General features: G+C 58.0%; 12 protein-coding genes and 2 pseudogenes. 11 read left to right on the top strand and 3 right to left on the bottom strand.

Annotation, left to right across the window (positions count from 1 at the left end):
• Window positions 1-32: 32 nt before the first annotated feature.
• The gene (locus ACMX25_RS30430; protein WP_414948293.1) at window positions 33-1,055 is read left to right on the top strand and encodes an IS30 family transposase; all 1,023 of its coding nucleotides are present in this window, start codon (window positions 33-35) and stop codon (window positions 1,053-1,055) included.
• Here ACMX25_RS30430 and ACMX25_RS30425 read toward each other — a convergent pair.
• A complete protein-coding gene (locus ACMX25_RS30425) occupies window positions 1,052-1,597 on the bottom strand; it encodes a hypothetical protein (protein ID WP_414953625.1) in 546 nt (181 codons plus the stop codon). The genes ACMX25_RS30430 and ACMX25_RS30425 overlap by 4 nt on opposite strands.
• 38 nt (window positions 1,598-1,635) lie before the next feature.
• Window positions 1,636-4,122 carry a DUF2345 domain-containing protein gene (locus ACMX25_RS30420; protein ID WP_414953624.1) on the bottom strand — a complete coding sequence of 829 codons (2,487 nt, stop codon included), beginning with the start codon at window positions 4,120-4,122 and terminating at the stop codon, window positions 1,636-1,638.
• A gap of 254 nt (window positions 4,123-4,376) precedes the next feature.
• Here ACMX25_RS30420 and tssB point away from each other — a divergent pair.
• The 9 genes and pseudogenes from tssB (at window position 4,377) to ACMX25_RS30375 (ending at window position 14,628) form a co-directional block, all read left to right on the top strand.
• A pseudogene (gene tssB / locus ACMX25_RS30415) lies at window positions 4,377-4,894 on the top strand (type VI secretion system contractile sheath small subunit).
• A gap of 24 nt (window positions 4,895-4,918) precedes the next feature.
• Window positions 4,919-6,476: pseudogene (tssC, locus tag ACMX25_RS30410) on the top strand (type VI secretion system contractile sheath large subunit).
• A gap of 107 nt (window positions 6,477-6,583) precedes the next feature.
• Window positions 6,584-7,930, top strand: a complete 1,347-nt coding sequence (gene tssK, locus ACMX25_RS30405; protein ID WP_414953623.1) for a type VI secretion system baseplate subunit TssK — start codon at window positions 6,584-6,586, stop codon at window positions 7,928-7,930.
• Window positions 7,931-7,935: 5 nt separating this feature from the next.
• Entirely contained in the window at window positions 7,936-8,607 is a 672-nt protein-coding gene (locus ACMX25_RS30400) for a DotU family type IV/VI secretion system protein (RefSeq protein WP_414953622.1), read from the top strand.
• Window positions 8,571-10,385, top strand: coding sequence for an OmpA family protein (locus tag ACMX25_RS30395; protein WP_414953621.1), 1,815 nt, complete (start codon window positions 8,571-8,573; stop codon window positions 10,383-10,385). Before ACMX25_RS30400 ends, ACMX25_RS30395 begins: the two co-directional genes overlap by 37 nt.
• A 14-nt stretch (window positions 10,386-10,399) precedes the next feature.
• Window positions 10,400-10,885, top strand: a complete 486-nt coding sequence (locus ACMX25_RS30390; RefSeq protein WP_031360009.1) for an Hcp family type VI secretion system effector — start codon at window positions 10,400-10,402, stop codon at window positions 10,883-10,885.
• Between the two features lie 127 nt (window positions 10,886-11,012).
• Window positions 11,013-13,709, top strand: coding sequence for a type VI secretion system ATPase TssH (tssH, locus tag ACMX25_RS30385; RefSeq protein ID WP_414953620.1), 2,697 nt, complete (start codon window positions 11,013-11,015; stop codon window positions 13,707-13,709).
• Window positions 13,706-14,134, top strand: coding sequence for a type VI secretion system baseplate subunit TssE (tssE, locus tag ACMX25_RS30380; protein ID WP_414953619.1), 429 nt, complete (start codon window positions 13,706-13,708; stop codon window positions 14,132-14,134). The genes tssH and tssE overlap by 4 nt, the downstream gene beginning before the upstream one ends.
• A 140-nt stretch (window positions 14,135-14,274) precedes the next feature.
• Window positions 14,275-14,628, top strand: coding sequence for a DOPA 4,5-dioxygenase family protein (locus ACMX25_RS30375; protein WP_414953618.1), 354 nt, complete (start codon window positions 14,275-14,277; stop codon window positions 14,626-14,628).
• Window positions 14,629-14,661: 33 nt separating this feature from the next.
• On the opposite strand, the gene ACMX25_RS30370 is transcribed toward ACMX25_RS30375, so the two are convergent.
• Complete coding sequence (locus ACMX25_RS30370; RefSeq protein ID WP_414953617.1) at window positions 14,662-15,579, bottom strand: AraC family transcriptional regulator; 918 nt, start codon at window positions 15,577-15,579, stop codon at window positions 14,662-14,664.
• 340 nt (window positions 15,580-15,919) lie between these two features.
• Here ACMX25_RS30370 and ACMX25_RS30365 point away from each other — a divergent pair, with 340 nt between their 5' ends.
• Window positions 15,920-17,305: a dihydrolipoyl dehydrogenase family protein gene (locus tag ACMX25_RS30365; protein ID WP_414953616.1), complete on the top strand. Its 1,386-nt coding sequence runs from the start codon at window positions 15,920-15,922 to the stop codon at window positions 17,303-17,305.
• The last annotated feature ends 11 nt before the right edge of the window (window positions 17,306-17,316 follow it).

Below are 17,316 nucleotides of genomic sequence, written 5' to 3'. Positions count from 1 at the left end.
AAGCGCAACACCAAAGCGTATAAGGTGTTGTAATGCATAAAGCAAATCAGTACGAGCAGTTGCAAGCTGAGGAACGTTTGGAGATTGCGAGCCTACGTCAACGGGGTTCTAGTATTCGGGCCATGGCCCGAATACTCGGGCGCTCGGCCTCTACCCTTAGCCGCGAACTCAGGCGCAATAGTTCTGTGCTTGGTTATGTCCCAGCAGCGGCGCACGCACTCAGTTCGGCCCGACGATCCAACAGTGCGGTCGCGCCCAAACTCGGGCCTCACAGCGCTTGCTGGAGGGTCGTCCTCACGCTGCTGGAGTGGCGTTGGTCGCCTCAGCAAATCTCTGGAGTCCTCAAGCGTATGTTCCCAAACGATCCGACTTTGCAGGTCTCGCACGAAACGATTTACACCACTATCTACGCCCACCCAGGCGGCGAACTACGGCGTCAACTCATTGCTTGTTTGCGTCGTGCTCATCGCGCCCGTATGTCGCGGACACGGGGTAGTGATCGCCGCTGGCAAATTCCAAATATGGTCAGCATTCACGTGCGCCCACCTGAAATAGAGGATCGCGTGATGCCCGGGCACTGGGAGGGCGACTTCATTAAAGGCGAAGGCAATCGCTCTTCAGTGGGCGTGTTGGTGGAGAGAACCAGCCGTCTAGTGCTGCTGGCTAAGATGGACGATGCCACAGCCGAATCTGCACTGGCTGGCTTCTCCGCCAAGCTCAACTCGATCCCCGAGCACTTGCGTCACAGCTTCACTTACGACCAGGGGCGTGAACTCTCACGGCATCAAGAACTTGCCGCTCAAACAGGCGTGAATGTCTATTTTTGCGATCCACACAGCCCGTGGCAGCGAGGAACTTGTGAAAATACCAACGGCCTGTTGCGCGAGTACTTGCCCAAAGGCACCGACCTTTCCGTCCATAGTCAGGCCGACCTCGACGTCATTGCAGACAGCTTGAACAACCGCCCTCGTGCTACGCATGCGTTTCATTCACCCTTCGAGGTATTTGCCGCGACACTAAAAGCAGCGGATCTCGCAACGTCATCTAAACATTAGACCAGTTGTTGCACTTCGACTTGAGACCGCCCAACTTCGGCATGAGTTAACGGCGTCAGTTCTGGCGAATTTTTGCCGATATCGTTTAGCAGCTTGGCCCGCCATCCGTCGCCGCAGGTGTTAGCGTCATTCAGCGTGCGATCAAGCCAAGGCAAGAAAGTGCCATAGCTCATATTTGCGACCTCGCCCCAACCACGCCGATATAATTCATCTTCAGAGTGCAAGTTTCCTGCGCTTAGCTTGCCTCTGGTGTATACGTCTGTGGTTTTGGGGTCGAGTAACCGCTTCCGTTTAGCGGCACCTCTACCGGCCCAATCAGTTGCGACGCTACCAGCACTATTGACTAACCACACAGGTTCGCTGCTCTTGGTCGATTTCAGATTCGTTCCCATAACGCCAGGAACAAAAATTACTGGAATAATTCGGTCTGGAACCATCGCACAAACGGCAACGCTATCGTCGGATGCCGACATGACGGACGGGTAGTGGACAGAGCCGTCATCATGGATTTCTGCAGGGATAATCCGTTCTTTTGTTGACATTGAATGGTGTCTTTACGATGTGATATTGAGTTGGGACGCTACGTACTGCCGTGTTGCTCCGGGTCTATGCGTAGCCGAACGCCATCCACGAATACGCTTTTTTGGAGGCCCGTCATTCCCGCACTGTCCGTCACTCCCTTTATCACGCTCCCATCTTCCCGAACGATTGAGAACGCGCGATTTGCCACCGGTGTGTTGTCGAAGGGCCATTTCAAGGCAAACTGTTCGTCGAACTTCGCATGCTTCCAGGTGTTCATCGACTCGCCGAGCGACGACGGTCCCTGTCTGCCGAAAGATGCAGACTTGAATTGCCGATCTCCACGGGTGCCATCCTCGATACCCGTTGCTGACATGCGAAAATACGACCCGCCGCACTTGAGCAGCAGTTCTTCTTTCGCCTCGATCGTCACACGCCCGTTGACGCTGGTGATCGTCATGTTCTGGTCGGCCAGCAATCGCATCTCATCGCTTTGCGCTTGGATTTCAACCTTGCCCTTTGCGGCGAACAACTTCATGCCGAGCCGTTGCGCATAGAGGGACACAGCTTCGCCGGCAGCCACAGTGAAGCGTTTAATGACGCCAATATCCGCGTTACCGCCCGCTGTCGCCATCAAGTTGCCCGCCGCGCTAAGCTGCAAATGCTCACCTGATGCGAGCGCAATACCCGCCGGAGCGCTTACAAGAATTCCAGCCTTTTTGAGTTTCTTTAACGTGTCTTCGAGAAGTGCCTTCTGCTTCTCGTAGTCGGCCGCAACGGCCTGTGCAACGCTGGCTGCTTCCGCGAGCGCCTGCATTTGCTGAAGCGCTTGCTCAAGCAGTCCTTGCGCGGCAGTCATTTCAAGCTGTTGACCGCCGGCGGCAGGCTGATCGTCCGCCGAGATAAACATGCCCTTGCCGGCGCGAATCGCACCATAACCGGACGTGCGAAGCTCATATCCTTCGCCGCGCTTCTTGCGCGTGCTATCGACCATGTGACCGAGCGTCAACTGGCTCTTACCGGAGTGCTCGGTGCTGATCTTGACGTGCTCTTCGCCTTCCCAATCCTCCATCCGAATCTTGTTATTGGACTGCGTGCGAATGACGTTGCGCGACATCCACCGGTCCTGACTCGTGATCAGATCGGATTGAATGCTGTTGTGGTGGAATTGCGAAATGAATAACTTATTCGGGTCTCCATCCCGCGCCATGATGACGGCTTCCGTGCCATCGAGCACCGGGAAGTGGAAGCCTGTTTGCAGCGCCCCTGCGAACGGTTTAGCGAGCCGCAACGGCACGCTTTCACCGCCCGGATTCCATTCATCGAAGTCAAGGTCAAGCCGAACGACGTAGTGACCGAATTTTGTGACGTACGGATACGGATATTTTTTCGGCGAGGTGACACGCGCGCTCAATGCTCCGCTTATTTTGGGCCACTTGCTTTCATCAATTTTCGATCTAAAACGCCGGTCCGACGGAATCGCTTTATAGGAGTTGGTGTAAGCCTTGCCTCGCCCACCGGAGTGCGTGACCTCGATAATCACCTGTCCACTCGGTGCATCGGGCAGCGCTTCATCAATGCGCAAAATGCGGCCCGGCCGCAATTCCAGCACATTGCTTTGCCCGTGATACACGACCTGCCACGCAATGGCGGCCTCGTGTCGTAGTTGGGCTTCCCACTGCGCGCCATCTTGGCTCAGATGATTCGTGCCGTAGATATACGGCTTGCCGTAGGTGGTCGTGTCGCTGATGGCGACATTCGCCTCGTCTCGAAATCTTTCCCATGCAACCGCAGGGTTGTAATCCGCCACTATCACGGACTGCGGCACCACGTCCGCGTGCGTCTCAAGCGCAAACACCGCTTCAAGCCCCGCCTCAAGCCCTGCGTTCTCCCGATACGGGACCTTCAGTTCAGGCGTATAGACGTAGTGATCGATATCGTCGCCGAACACGATCACGTCACCGTGCTTGCCCTGCTCGGTGTAAAAGTAAATCCCTTCCTGCTCGCAAATCAGACGGATATAGTCGAGATCCGACATCTGGTACTGCAACCGGAAGGCATGCACGGGATAGTCACGGCGCAGCTTGAAGACGAACTGGTGGTCCATGAACTCACCACGGCGCAGCAGTATCGATTCGATGATCTGCGGCCCGCTCTGGTGCTGATACACGCGGCTTGCGTGTACGAGGCTCAAACGCGCGATCTGCGACCGGATGACGAAGGTGTAGTGAAACTCGTCCTTGGTCTTCTTGATGCGCACCAGGCTCATGAGGATGCCGCGAAACTCCCGTGGCGGCGAACCGTCTTCGCTGCTGATCGTGAAATGCGCATCGCGTCCTAGAAAATCAGCGCGGATGAGCTGTTCGGGGTGCGTCACTTGAACCACGGCCTCGTAGAACTCGCTCATGGCCTCGCGCAGGTGGAAGGACACGACGGACAGGTCCTTGGCGTTCGCTGCGCTCGGCACTTCAACGTGATACGCCTGCAAGCTTTTTACGCGTGAGCCGTGCGAGCTTTTCCATTGCGCTCTCCGAACATTATCTTGCATCGTCTTCGGCCCTCAGTCGTCTTTTGTCTTCCGCGGCCTCGCTGATTGTGCGAAGCTGCGCGCATGATCGTGCTATTCGTTTCACGACCGCGAACAATAACGGATAGCTAAACATTTGCAAATGCCACGGCGCAATAACGTTAAAAAAATTCTCGATTCGGATTTGTCCTATTCGCAAAGCTTTTTGACAGCGATAACGTTTCCGCGAGATTGGTTACGCCGACCAAGAGAAGATCAAAAAATGGAGAAAAAAGATGTCAGAAAGTTTTCAGAATGAAGTGCCTAAAGCACGCGTCAATATCAAGCTGGACCTTCACACGGGCGGGGCATCGAAGAAGGTTGAACTGCCGCTAAGTTGCTGGTGATGGGCGACTACAGCAACGGCCAAAACACCCTGGCGCTCGGCGAACGCACGAAGGTGTCGGTCAATAAAAATAACTTCGATTCCGTACTAGCCGAGTTGAATCCGAAGGCCAGGATTGCGGTGCCGAACACGCTCACTGACGACGGCAGTGAGTTGCCGGTCGATCTCGATTTCAAAGAGATGAAAGACTTCAGCCCGGAGAAGGTGGCGGAGCGAGTGCCCGAACTTCGCGTACTGATGTCAGCGCGAAACCTCCTGCGCGACCTCAAATCGAACTTGCTCGACAACACCACGTTTCGTCGCGAACTCGAAAAAATCCTGATCGATCCGTCGCTGTCCGCGAGCTTGCGTGCCGACCTTCGAGACATTACTGAATCTGCTCCGACGATCTCGTCGACTGTCCAATAATCCCGCTCATCGAGAAGTCACATCATGGCAAAAAACGAATCCCGCGCGCTTGACGCCGCGGCGGAAACACTCGTCCTCGACGCGCCGGCAGCCGTAGGCGCAACGGCAGGCAAAACAGCCGATGCAAAGAACGCCAAAAACGTCTACGCAGATCTGTTCGACAAGATCAACATGACGCCCGTCGCTTCGGCTCGCTCGGTTGCGTCCTTTCATAATCCTGATTCGCTTTCCGAATCGTCGGCTGACGAACGTGTGACGCAAGCACTGCGCGTGTTCCTCGACATGATTGCCGATTCATCCCAACACGTTGACCGCCTGGACAAGAGCCTGATCGACCAGCATATGGCGAGCATTGATCCCCCACGAAACGTTTCAGCAGATCGAATCTGCATGGCGTGGTCTGAAGTTCCTCGTCGATGGCACGGACTTCCGCAAGAACGTCTAGATTGAAGTGCTCGATGTGTCGAAGGATGCGTTGCGTCAGGACTTCGAAGACACGCCGGAAATCATTCAAAGCGGGCTGTATCTTCACACGTACATCCAGGAATACGACACCCCCGGTGGCGAGCCGATTGGCTCCGTGATTTCGAACTATGAGTTCGACCGTAGCCCGCAGGACATCGCGTTGCTGCGCAATATCTCGAAGGTATCGGCGGCGGCTCACATGCCGTTTATCGGCTCGGTCGCACCGAAGTTCTTCGGCAAGGACTCGATGGAGGAAGTCGCAAGCATTCGTGACATCGGTAATTACTTCGATCGCGCCGAATACCTGAAGTGGAAGAGCTTTCGTGAATCGGACGACGCGCGTTATATCGGCCTGACGCTGCCGCGATTCCTTGCACGACTCCCGTATGGACCGGACACGGTGCCGGTGCGCGCATTCAACTACACGGAAGCGGTCAAGGGACCGGATCATGACCGCTATCTCTGGGCTAACGCGTCGTTCGCGTTCGCGGCCAACATGGTGAAGAGTTTTATCGAAAACGGTTGGTGCGTGCAGATTCGCGGTCCGCAAGCGGGCGGTCTGGTCGCCGATCTGCCGATTCATCTGTACGACCTCGGAACGGGTAATCAGGCGAAGATCCCGACCGAAGTGTTAATCCCGGAAACGCGCGAATTCGAGTTTGCCAATCTCGGTTTTATTCCGTTGTCGTACTACAAGAACCACGATCACGCGTGTTTCTTCTCGGCGCATTCGGCACAGAAGCCAGCTATTTATGACACGAAAGATGCGACGGCCAATAGCCGGGTCAATGCGCGCCTGCCATATATCTTCCTGCTATCGCGCATTGCCCATTATCTGAAGCTGATTCAGCGCGAGAACATTGGCACGACCAAAGATCGGCGCGTCCTTGAACTCGAACTGAACACGTGGATCAAGACGCTCGTCACCGAGATGACCGATCCGGGCGATTCGCTGCAAGCGTCGCATCCGTTGCGTGAGGCGAAGGTGACGGTCGAGGACATTGAAGACAATCCGGGATTCTTCCGCGTAAAGCTTTTCATCGTGCCGCACTTCCAGATCGAAGGAATGGATCTGAATCTGTCGCTGGTCTCGCAGATGCCCAAGGCGAAAAGCTGAATCGTTGAGCATTAGCCCGCGGTTAGCAAGAGCAACACCATCAATAAAGTAAGTCGCGCTGCACGGTCGCTATCGTGCAGCGTATTTCGGCGCGCACAAAAGAACGAATGAAAATAACCAGACCGCTGTGGGCCAAGGGCGTATTCATGACGCCCCAGCATTTCCAGCAACAGGCGATGTGGAATCAATTCGCCGATGAGCGCACGGCGAGAATGATCAGCGCCGATCCGTGGGGCTTGAGCCGCGCCGTATTCGACCAGCAGGCGCTGGGCGTGAACCGGCTGCAGCTGAATGCAATCGATGTGCGTTTGCCTGACGGGACGTTTATCGATTCAGAGACGGCGGATCGCTTGCCGGTTCCGCGCCAACTGAGCGACATATCGTCGGCGGTCGATGGCGTCGTGGTGTCGATCGGGCTTCCCCTGATCGATGCGCAAGGCGGAAACTGCATCGAAGAAGGCGAGCGCCATGCGCGGCCACGCCGTTTCGTGCGTGAGTATTTAAACGTCGCCGATATCAACGGTGAAGGTCATGAAGAACTGAGCATCGAGCGACACGCACTCGCGTTGCTGTTTGACTTCGAAGCGCCGGACAGTTATGTCACGTGTCCGATCGGGCGGCTGCTGCGCAATACGCAGGGCCTGTTCGAGTTCGATCCCGCGTTTGTGCCGCCTTGTCTATTTTTATCGGCGAACGAACGATTGATGGAGCGCATGAAGCGGTTATCCGAGATCCTCAGCGCCAAGAGCGCGAGTCTCGCGGTGCGCCGCCGCGAACGTTCGGATCAGATCGCCGACTATGCGGTGTCGGATGTATCGCTCTTTTGGCTGCTTCATAGCGTAAATAGCATCTGGCCGGATCTGGCGAGGCTGTGTGCAGCGCCGCAACAACATCCTGAGCGGTTGTATGGCGTGTTGGCGCGCCTGGCCGGCTCTCTGCTCACCTTCTCCACTACCGAGACGCTGCAAGCCATTCCAGCCTACGATCACCGCGCACTCGAACCGATGTTCGCGGAACTGGAATCGCTCATCCGCATACTGCTTGATACCGTCATTCCGTCGCGCGTCGTGCCCATTGTGCTGGAACGTCCGAAGCAGACGATGTGGTCGGGCAGGATCAGCGATGAACGCTTGACCGATGGCGCCGACTATTACCTGTCGGTGCAGTCATCACTACCGGCTCACGCGTTGCTCGAACAGTTGCCGCGATTGTGCAAGGCGGGCGCGCCCGACGAAGTCGAGCAGATCGTGAACTCGGCGATGCCGGGCATTCCATTGCGCGCGATGTCGCGCTTGCCGGCTGCGATTCCTATTCGTATCGAAAGCCAGTACTTTGCGCTCGACAGCGCTCATCCGGCGTTCAAACGGATGATTGACGCGCGCGCTTGCCAGTTCTATGTGCCGTCGTCCATTCCCGATGTCGTTCTTGAACTCTACGCGGTGCTGCCGACATGAAGGACATGAACGATACAACTCATTCGTCTGAAAAGTTCACCGCGTTATTACCCAGGGCTTTTCGCGATACCGCGTTCACGGTAGCGAGCCTTGCCGACGACGCGTCATCTATTACTTTCGCATCGTTCCGGGAGAAGTGCCTCGCGCAAGTCGATGCGCTCGGGCGCGAACTCAGGGCGGCAGGTCACCTTCCCGACGTGGTGCGCGATGCAACCTACGCTCAATGCGCGCTGCTGGACGAAACGGCCCTTGCCCATTTGAAGGGAGCGGAGCGCGACGCATGGGAGCGTGAACCGCTCCAGGTGCGCGAATTCAAAAGCAACGACGCGGGCTACGAACTCATCGACAAGGTTCAGCAGCGGCTTGCAGAACCACGGCCGAAGCTCGCGCTGTTGAGCCTGTACAACGCAGTGCTGGGACTGGGCTTCAAGGGCAAGTTCGCATTGAGCGGTGCCGACGCGCGCCTGGAACTCATGCGCGCGCTCGACCAGCGTATCGGACAAGCCGGGAGCGTGGATACGTCGGGCACCGTGTTGCTCGCGCGGGATGCGTCACGCCGCTTGCGCATGAATGCGTCGCCGCTCGGGTGGGTCATCGGCGCGGTACTCGTTGCGGGACTCGTGTATCTGGCGCTAGGGCAATGGCTCACCGCGTCGATCGCGCGTATTGCGGTTTGACGGGACATATTGTGGCCAATCCGGTGATCCATTCTCCTACCGGCTATCCCTATCGATCGATCTTTGTATGGATCGCGGCACTGGCCATTGTGTGGCTGGTGTTGTGTTCGCCGTGGTCGCTCGGCTGGAATGTATTCGCGGGTGCGCTCGTTGCGCTGGGTGTGACCGCAGCGATTGTTGTCGCGACACGGCGCGTGACTGCGCGCGTGGGTGCGACGCAGCAAGTCTTGCGCAAGATCGACGGCGCGCTCAGTGGTCTGCCCGCGGATATCAAGCGCAATACGCCGCTCGTGCTGGTAGTTGGAACCACCAGCACGCTGGTCGCCAGCGCGTTCGATAGGGAGTCAGGTCAGGAAGCCATTCGCGTGACCGAGACGGGTATCTGGGTACGCGTGAGCGATCCGAGCCGCCTCGCGCACTTCGCCGATTCGCTCAAACGCTGGCGTGACGGTCAAGGACCTGATGCGGTTGCTTATCTGGTCGATGCAGACGCGGCCAATGATCAGGCAACATTGATTGGCGGTCTTCGACGCTGGCGCTCGGCAATCGATGAAGCCAGCCGTGCGGTCGGTTATCCGTTGCCTGTTTGCGTCGCGGTGTATGCGAACGAATTGCGGCCCACCGCCGACGAGTGTCCGTGGTTCGGCACCTCAGGCAGTCACGACGTGAATGCGGCTGCATTGCCCGAGCTGATCTCGGCGCGTCTTACGCAATATGCAGGCATGGCCATTCCGGAGGTCCGCGAAGCCCGTGCACGTCGTGCTGCGCGGCTGGATATCGTGACATGTTGGGCTGCGGCGACCGTATTACCCGCGCTATCTGATGATCAACGCTCAACGCGCGCTGTCCAGGTTCACGCGTTTGGTGTGGTCGCAGTCGAGGGTCAACCGGCTGCGGATTCGTTGCTCGCGCGTTATGGCTTCGATCGAACCGGACTCACGTTGCCAATAGCGAATGCGAACGGGATAGCTGCCGCCAGCGTTCGCCATCCGCTGCCCGAACCGCTGATCCGAGGCATTGCGACACAGCAGGCGCATCGTGCGTTGCCTCGCGCACTTGCGCATGGGTTTGTTGCACTCGTCGTACTGTTTTGCGCAGCGGCGGCAGCTTCCGCATGGCAGAACCGCAACTTGGTTGAGCGCGTAAGCAACGACGTGGCACGGTACCAGGCAATCCCATCGACCAAGGACGCAGCACGCGTTGATGCGCTCAATATCGTCAAGCGCGACCGCGATGAACTAAGCCGCTACGCAAGCAATGGCGTTCCCCCACGGCTTGGCCTTGGCTTCTATCGCGCGGCACCGCTGCTTCCTGTCGCGAATGCTTTGATTGCCGGTTATCAGCCGCCTGAACCGCCGGCATCGATGATCGAGCTCAGCAGCCTGTCTCTCTTCAATAGCGGCAGCGCCGTACTTAATCCCGGCTCGAACCGCGTATTGGTCGGCGCGCTCGAATTGATCAAGGCGCATGCGTCGAAGCGCGTATTGATTGCGGGTCATACGGACTCCGTGGGCGACCCGCGAAGCAACCAGTCCCTTTCCGAAGCACGAGCCGGCTCGGTGCGTGACTGGCTGGCCGACGCATCTGGAATCTCCCCCACACGATTTGCGATTCAGGGCTACGGCGACACACGCCCCAAAGCCAGCAACGAAACAGAGACGGGGCGCGCTGCGAACCGTCGCGTCGAGATTACGCTCGTTCCGGACTGTCGTGACGATCGTAAGAACGGGACACCTCCCGAGGGTCATGAAGGCAATGTGGCCTGCTCATTTAATTAGAAGAGGAAAAGAAAATGGCAATTCCGTCATACATGTGGATCAAGGACGATGGCGGCGCGGACGTCAAGGGTTCCGTCACCGTTACTGGCCGCGAAGGCAGCGTTGAAGTGGTTGCGTTTGATCACGGCATTCACATTCCCACCGATGGCAACACCGGCAAGCTGACCGGCACGCGTGTGCACAGCGCGGTCACGTTCACGAAGGAAACGGACGCTTCGACGCCGTACCTTTACAAGGCAGTGACGAGCGGTCAGACGCTCAAGTCGATCGAGATCAAGTGGTACAAGATCGACGATGCCGGCAAGGAAAAAGAGTACTTCAACACGAAGCTCGACAACGTGAAAGTGGTGAGCGTAAAGCCCAAGATGCACGACATCAAGGACCCGTCGTACGAGAAGCACAACCATCTGGAAAACGTGGAACTTCGCTACGAGAAGATCACGTGGGCGTACAAGGACGGCAACATCATCCACGCCGATAGCTGGAACGAACGCTCATAAGCGTTTGAGTTTCTGCGGCCGGTAACGGGTAACTTCTGAGCGACGGCCTTCGTCGTCCGTTACCGGTTTGATCGCACGGGCCTCATTCGAGGTTCCGTGCGTATTTCACCCTCTTCGATGATCCTCCATGACCCCTCGCGACCTCTCTCCCTTCCTGCGCCGTCTGAACGACCACTGCGCTCGCGCACTTGCCGATGCAGCAAGCCTGTGTGAAACCCGTGCGCATAGGGAGATCGAGATCGAGCACTGGTTGATCAAGTTATTGGAACTTGGCGACGGTGATCTGGTAGCAATAGCACGGCGCTATGAGCTGGAGATGGACAGCATTTGGAACGGTCTGCTGAAGAGCATCGACCGGTTGCCGCGCGAGTTGCGCGGTAAGCCCGGGCTGTCGCAACGGCTTGGACAGATACTGGAAGCCGCCTGGTTGCGCGCTTCGTTTGAGGGCGGTCAGCCTGCAATCCGCTCGGCCCACTTGCTGGCCGTGCTCGCGGATTCTCCACACCTGTTGCGTGCACCGGACGCATGGCCATTGTTGAGTGTGTCCGCTGTGCAGATCGAACGGTTGATGCCGGAGTTGAATCGAGTGTCGATAGAAGGGCAGACTGACGACATTATGGTCTCTGACGTCAAGCACGCAAACGTCGAACAGCCCATCGTACCCAATCACGCCGACTCCGATGCGCTGCAGCGCTTCACCATCGACATCACGCAGAAAGCGCGCGACGGCAAGATTGATCCGGTGTTTGGCCGCGAAGTCGAGATCCGCCAGATGGTCGATATCCTTGCGCGTCGACGCAAGAACAACCCGATCCTCGTGGGTGAACCGGGGGTGGGCAAGACCGCGCTTGTCGAGGGATTGGCGTTGAAGATTATCGAAGGCGATGTGCCCGCGACAATCCGCAACGTCTCCATTCTCACGCTCGACCTGGGTCTTCTCCAAGCGGGTGCAGGCGTGAAAGGCGAATTTGAGCAGCGGCTGAAGAACGTGATCGAAGCCGTTCAAGAATCGACAACGCCGATTCTTCTATTCATCGATGAAGCGCATACGTTGATTGGCGCAGGCAACACGGCGGGCGGCGCGGACGCCGCGAACCTGCTCAAGCCGGCGCTTGCGCGCGGCGAGTTACGCACGATTGCCGCGACCACCTGGTCCGAGTACAAACAATACTTCGAACGTGACGCGGCGCTTGAACGGCGCTTCCAGATGGTCAAAGTCGATGAACCCGACGACGACAACGCGTGCCTGATGCTGCGCGGCCTGAAGGAACGTTATGCGCAACATCATGGCGTGCATATCACCGATGCCGCTGTGAGTGCGGCGGTTCGTTTATCGCGTCGTTATCTCACGGGCCGTCAGTTGCCGGACAAAGCCGTCGATCTGCTGGACACTGCGGCCGCACGCGTGCGCATGAGTCTCGATGCGACCCCGATCGCCATCACCACGCGGCGCGCAGAATACGCAGCGCTCGAAGTGGAGCGCGCGGCCTTGCTGCACGATGAGGGCGCAACGTCGATCGAATACGCGCAACGTCTCGCGTCCATCGATACCCGTCTGCAAACGCTTACGCTAGAACTGGTGCGACTGGAAGTTGAATTCGCGCAACAAAAAGATGCGATTCTGACGCTCTTCGGGTTACGCGCACGGTGGCATGCCGCGACCGATGAAAACCAGCGGCGCGACCTGCAGCCATCGATCAAACAGGCACACGATCAGCTCGCCCAACATGGCAGCGACGCGCTGATCTATGCGGAAGTCGATGAAGCCGCGATCGCGCGTGTAATCGCCGATTGGACTGGCGTGCCGGTGGGCAGTTTGCTATCGGACGAACTTGCCACGCTTCTCGAACTGGAGACGCGGCTTGGCGAGGTCGTGGTGGGTCAGGACGATGCCTTGCACGCGCTTGGGAAAAGCCTTCGTGCTGCTAAAGCAGGGCTTAAGTCTGAAGATGCGCCGCTTGGCGTGTTCCTGTTGGTCGGACCATCTGGGGTGGGCAAAACCGAAACCGCGCGAGCACTTGCCGATTTGATGTTCGGCGGTGAGCGCGCATTGCTGACGATCAATCTCTCCGAGTATCAGGAAGCTCACACGGTGTCACAGCTCAAGGGCTCGCCTCCGGGTTACGTCGGCTATGGACAAGGCGGTGTGCTGACCGAAGCCGTGCGCCGACGCCCCTACAGCGTGATCCTGCTCGATGAAGTGGAGAAAGCGCACCGCGATGTGCTGAACGTTTTCTATCAAGTATTCGATCGCGGATTCATGCGTGATGGTGAGGGGCGCGTGATCGACTTCCGCAACACGGTGATCGTGATGACATCGAATCTGGGTAGCGAACTGATCATGGCTGCGCAGGAAGCGGTGACCGAAGCCGGTGGCGAGGTTACAACTGGCATGCTGATGGAAGCGATCAGGCCGACGCTGATAGAACATTTCCAGCCGGCGCTATTGGCCCGCTTTCAGACGGTTGTGTATCGGCCGCTCTCATCAGACGCAATGACCACGATCGTGCGAATGAAGCTCGCGAAGGTGGCGCAACGCATCGAGCGCAAGTTCAATGTGCCGCTTATCTGCGATGACGCGCTGATCGGCGAACTGGTGCGTGCATGTCAGTTGCCGGATTCGGGGGCGCGCAATATCGATAGTCTGCTGGATCAGCAGATCCTGCCGGTGCTCTCGCGGGAGTTGCTCATGCGTGTATCGCAAGCGCAGACCCTTCATGCGCTCAGGCTGTCGTATTCGGACGAAACCGGAATTGCTGTTGATTTCGATGAAGCACCAAGCGATGTCCGTGCGATGCCGATCAGCGAGGAAGTCGCGCCATGACCCGCGGCGGCCCTGGGCTGTTCGAAGTGGTGACGGGCCATTTTGCGAACGGTGATCCCATTGGCCTGCATGATAGGAGCACTCAAACGTTTCTGTCGGTGCGGGACAACATCCAGCGGATTCTCAACAGCCGCCGAAATAGTCTCGCGCATTTGCCCGACTACGGTTTGGGTGACCTGTCGACGATTTATCGTCACATGCCGGCGTCGGCGCATACGCTTCGGCGCGAGATTGAAGACACGTTGCTCAAGTACGAGCCCCGTTTGAAGTCGATCGATATAGCGTCCGCCGATCCGGAGGACGGCATGTTGCTCAGCTTTACGATGACCTGTGAATTGCACCAAGGCGGACTTGTGCGCTATGGCACGTATTTCACGCCTGAGGGACAAGCACGGTTGACGACGCGTGAGGATATTGACCGATAGCCGGCCTTTGGTGGGGCGTGGCATTAAAAGCTAACGTGGGCAGGATGGACATCGAGGTAATAGAATATCCCGACTAGGCCGAACACTGCCCTCGGCAGCAGATTTTCTACCCCCCACCCGCGCGAGCAACCCACCCCTCCATGACCCACCTCACTCCTCCGCCGATTCAAACCTGGCACGCCCACATTTACTTCGACGCAACTACTCGCGACGCCGCCTGGCAATTCCGCGAGAAAATCGCGGCGCATTTCGGCGATACCTTGCAACTCGGCCGGTTCCACGAGAAGCCTGTCGGCCCGCATCCGAAATGGTCGTACCAGCTCGCTTTCGAGCGTGCGCAGTTTGCGGATATCGTCGAATGGCTGACGCTGAATCACGGCGAGCTAGACATTTTCCTGCATCCGAATACCGGCGACTCGCTGCGAGATCACCGCGACGCGGCTGTGTGGATTGGTCACTCGCACAAGCTCGTTCTGGACATCTTCGCGGCCTGAGCCTGAGTAAAACCTCAAGCACGCAAGCCCACCTCAAGAACCCCGCGCGTTCCTGAACCCGCCCGGCCCGACCCCATACGTGTCCTTGAATTTTTTGCTGAACGCCGATTCCGACTGATAGCCTACATTGTCGGCAATCTCGGCAATGCTCTTCGATGTACGCATCAGCAAGGTCCCCGCAAGCTGCATACGAATGCGGGTAAGCAAGGACATTGGCGAGTCTTCCGTTAGCGCGCTGAAGGTCCGCATATAGGTGGCGCGTGACATAGCCGATTGTTGCGCCAGCATTTCGATCGTCCATCGCTCAGCCGGACGTTCCAGCATCGCAATCACCGACGTCCCAAGCCGCGGATGCGCGAGCAACGCGAGCACATCGGTAGTGGATGGCTGCTGCTCAAGATGCGCCCGCAGCAGCAGAGTAAACAGCGCGGTGGACAGCGCCGACACAATCGAAAACGCACCGGGCGCTGCCTCGCTTGCCTCCTTGCGCATCACGCCGACCATATGCGTCAGGTCGGGGACATCGGCGCGGGCGAAGGACATTTTCACGAGATCCGGCAGCACGTCGATGAGTAATGCATCCGCCGCGTAGTTAAAGCGTCCGCATAACAAATCGAGGCTCGCGGCATTCGGCCCGCAATTCGACCGGACCGTCACCACGCCGTTATTGTGAGTCTCCATCTCACGGCGTTCGCTGTCGTTTGTTAAATCGAGTCCCTGCAACACGTGGGCATCGCCGCGCGGCAACATGACAATGTCACCGGTTTCCAGCAGCACATTCGCTTGCCCGCGGAATTTGAGGAGACAGCTTCCGGCGAGCACCACGTGATACACCGCTTCGCTCGGCGGAGCGGGCGGATGGTCCAGTTCCCATTCCCCGCTCAGAAGGCAGCGCAGGTCAAGCGAGCCTTGCAGGCGGGATAACTGGATCAGTCGGTCGAGTGCATCCATGGTTGAGCGGACAGGCGCAAGTAGTAAGGCATGAAAGGCGGCTTAGCGATCTTACCGGAGAACAACGCCCGCGATGATCGGCCGGAATTTGCGCGAACGCCGCCCGCCTCGTGCGATCCATTCGCAATGAAATCCGCGCCATGAAACCCGCGCAATGAGACGAACGAGCAGCCATTCGATCCGTCCCGGCATGGAGGTCCGGCGCGCCGAGGTCTACATTTACGTCATGGCGGGGGCAGGGTTGTACTAGAGACGAAAGCAAACCCGCTCTCTCGGCGTAGTGCGAATCCTCCCATACGGCTTGGTTCAGCTACGCGAAAACTGTGAAAGGGAGCTGAAAATGTCGACGGTCGAGCAATTCGAATATGTGTTTCTGGGCGGCGGAAAGGGCGGCAAGACGCTGGCGATGGAACTCTCCAGGGCAGGCAAGCGCGTGGCCGTCGTCGAAGAGGGAATGATCGGCGGTTCGTGTATTAACGTGGCCTGTATCCCGAGCAAGGCGCTGATTCAAAGCGCGCGCATCATGCACGCGGTGCAATCCGCAGACATATTGAAGGGCGCCGCTCACGACGCCAAGGTCGACATGACGCAGGTTCATCGCCACGTGCGTGCAGTGGTGGACGGCATGGTCGATATCAATGCAAAAGCATTCGAGGCATCGGGCTTCGACCTGATTCTCGGCGCGGGACATTTCGTTGCGCCGCGCCGCATTCAGGTCGCGATGAACGACGGACGGGAACGCGTGGTCGAGGGCGTGCATGTGTTCATCAACACAGGGACATACGCTGCAATCCCGGATATTCCCGGCCTGCGCGACGCTTCCCCCATGACGCATGTTGACGCACTCGAACTCGATTCGTTGCCGGAGCATTTGATTGTGATCGGCGGCGGTTATATCGGCCTGGAAATGGCGCAGGCGTTTCGGCGTCTGGGAAGCAAGGTAACCATCGTGCAAGAGGCGCCGCGTGTTGCGATGCGCGAGGATGCCGACGTTACCGATGTAATTCAATCGATCCTCTCGGGCGAAGGGATCGACGTGAGGGTGTCGGTGAAACCCCTGCAGGTTAGCGGCCGCTCAGGGCAATCCGTTACTGTCGAACTTAGCGACGGCACGCATGTAACGGGCACGCATCTGCTGGTCGCGACGGGCAGGGTACCGCGTACGGCAGGCATTGGACTGGATGTGGCAGGCGTGGCGCTGGATGAGCGCGGATTTATCAAAGTCGATGAACGCCTCGCAACGTCCGCAGCGAACACCTGGGCAATCGGCGAAGCAGCGGGAACGCCGATGTTCACGCATGCATCGTTCGATGACTATCGCGTGCTCAAGTCGCAACTCGCCGGAGGCAACCTGACCACGCGCGATCGCGTGATTCCGTACGCGATGTTTATCGAACCGGAACTCGGGCGCATTGGGATCAATGAAAGCGATGCGCAACGGCAAGGTATTGCTGTACGCGTAGCCAAGCTGCCGATGGCGTCTATCCCTCGCGCTCGTACGACCGGCGACACGCACGGCTTCATGAAAGCAATTGTCGATACGCAATCGGACCGCATCCTCGGCTTCACGATGCTCGGTTCGAACGCGGGCGAAGTGGTCGCGACGGTGCAGATGGCCATGCTCGGCAATCTTCCGTACACCGCAATCCGCGACGCGATTCTCTCGCATCCGACTATCGCGGAAGGGCTGAACATGCTGTTCGCGAAGGTCCCTGAGAGAGCGTAATACGCAGGATC

It is taken from the genome of Caballeronia eucalypticola (assembly GCF_047608185.1).
GTDB lineage: Bacteria > Pseudomonadota > Gammaproteobacteria > Burkholderiales > Burkholderiaceae > Caballeronia.
The sequence above is the reverse complement of the archived record's forward strand: the minus strand, read 5'-3'. Positions and strand labels throughout refer to the sequence as shown.

Coding starts and splice junctions, on each gene's coding strand:
- ACMX25_RS30430 (WP_414948293.1), top strand. CDS start 33: ATGCATAAAGCAAATCAGTACGAGCAGTTGCAAGCTGAGGAACGTTTG.
- ACMX25_RS30425 (WP_414953625.1), bottom strand. CDS start 1,597: ATGTCAACAAAAGAACGGATTATCCCTGCAGAAATCCATGATGACGGC.
- ACMX25_RS30420 (WP_414953624.1), bottom strand. CDS start 4,122: ATGCAAGATAATGTTCGGAGAGCGCAATGGAAAAGCTCGCACGGCTCA.
- tssK (WP_414953623.1), top strand. CDS start 6,584: ATGAAAATAACCAGACCGCTGTGGGCCAAGGGCGTATTCATGACGCCC.
- ACMX25_RS30400 (WP_414953622.1), top strand. CDS start 7,936: ATGAACGATACAACTCATTCGTCTGAAAAGTTCACCGCGTTATTACCC.
- ACMX25_RS30395 (WP_414953621.1), top strand. CDS start 8,571: ATGGCTCACCGCGTCGATCGCGCGTATTGCGGTTTGACGGGACATATT.
- ACMX25_RS30390 (WP_031360009.1), top strand. CDS start 10,400: ATGGCAATTCCGTCATACATGTGGATCAAGGACGATGGCGGCGCGGAC.
- tssH (WP_414953620.1), top strand. CDS start 11,013: ATGACCCCTCGCGACCTCTCTCCCTTCCTGCGCCGTCTGAACGACCAC.
- tssE (WP_414953619.1), top strand. CDS start 13,706: ATGACCCGCGGCGGCCCTGGGCTGTTCGAAGTGGTGACGGGCCATTTT.
- ACMX25_RS30375 (WP_414953618.1), top strand. CDS start 14,275: ATGACCCACCTCACTCCTCCGCCGATTCAAACCTGGCACGCCCACATT.
- ACMX25_RS30370 (WP_414953617.1), bottom strand. CDS start 15,579: ATGGATGCACTCGACCGACTGATCCAGTTATCCCGCCTGCAAGGCTCG.
- ACMX25_RS30365 (WP_414953616.1), top strand. CDS start 15,920: ATGTCGACGGTCGAGCAATTCGAATATGTGTTTCTGGGCGGCGGAAAG.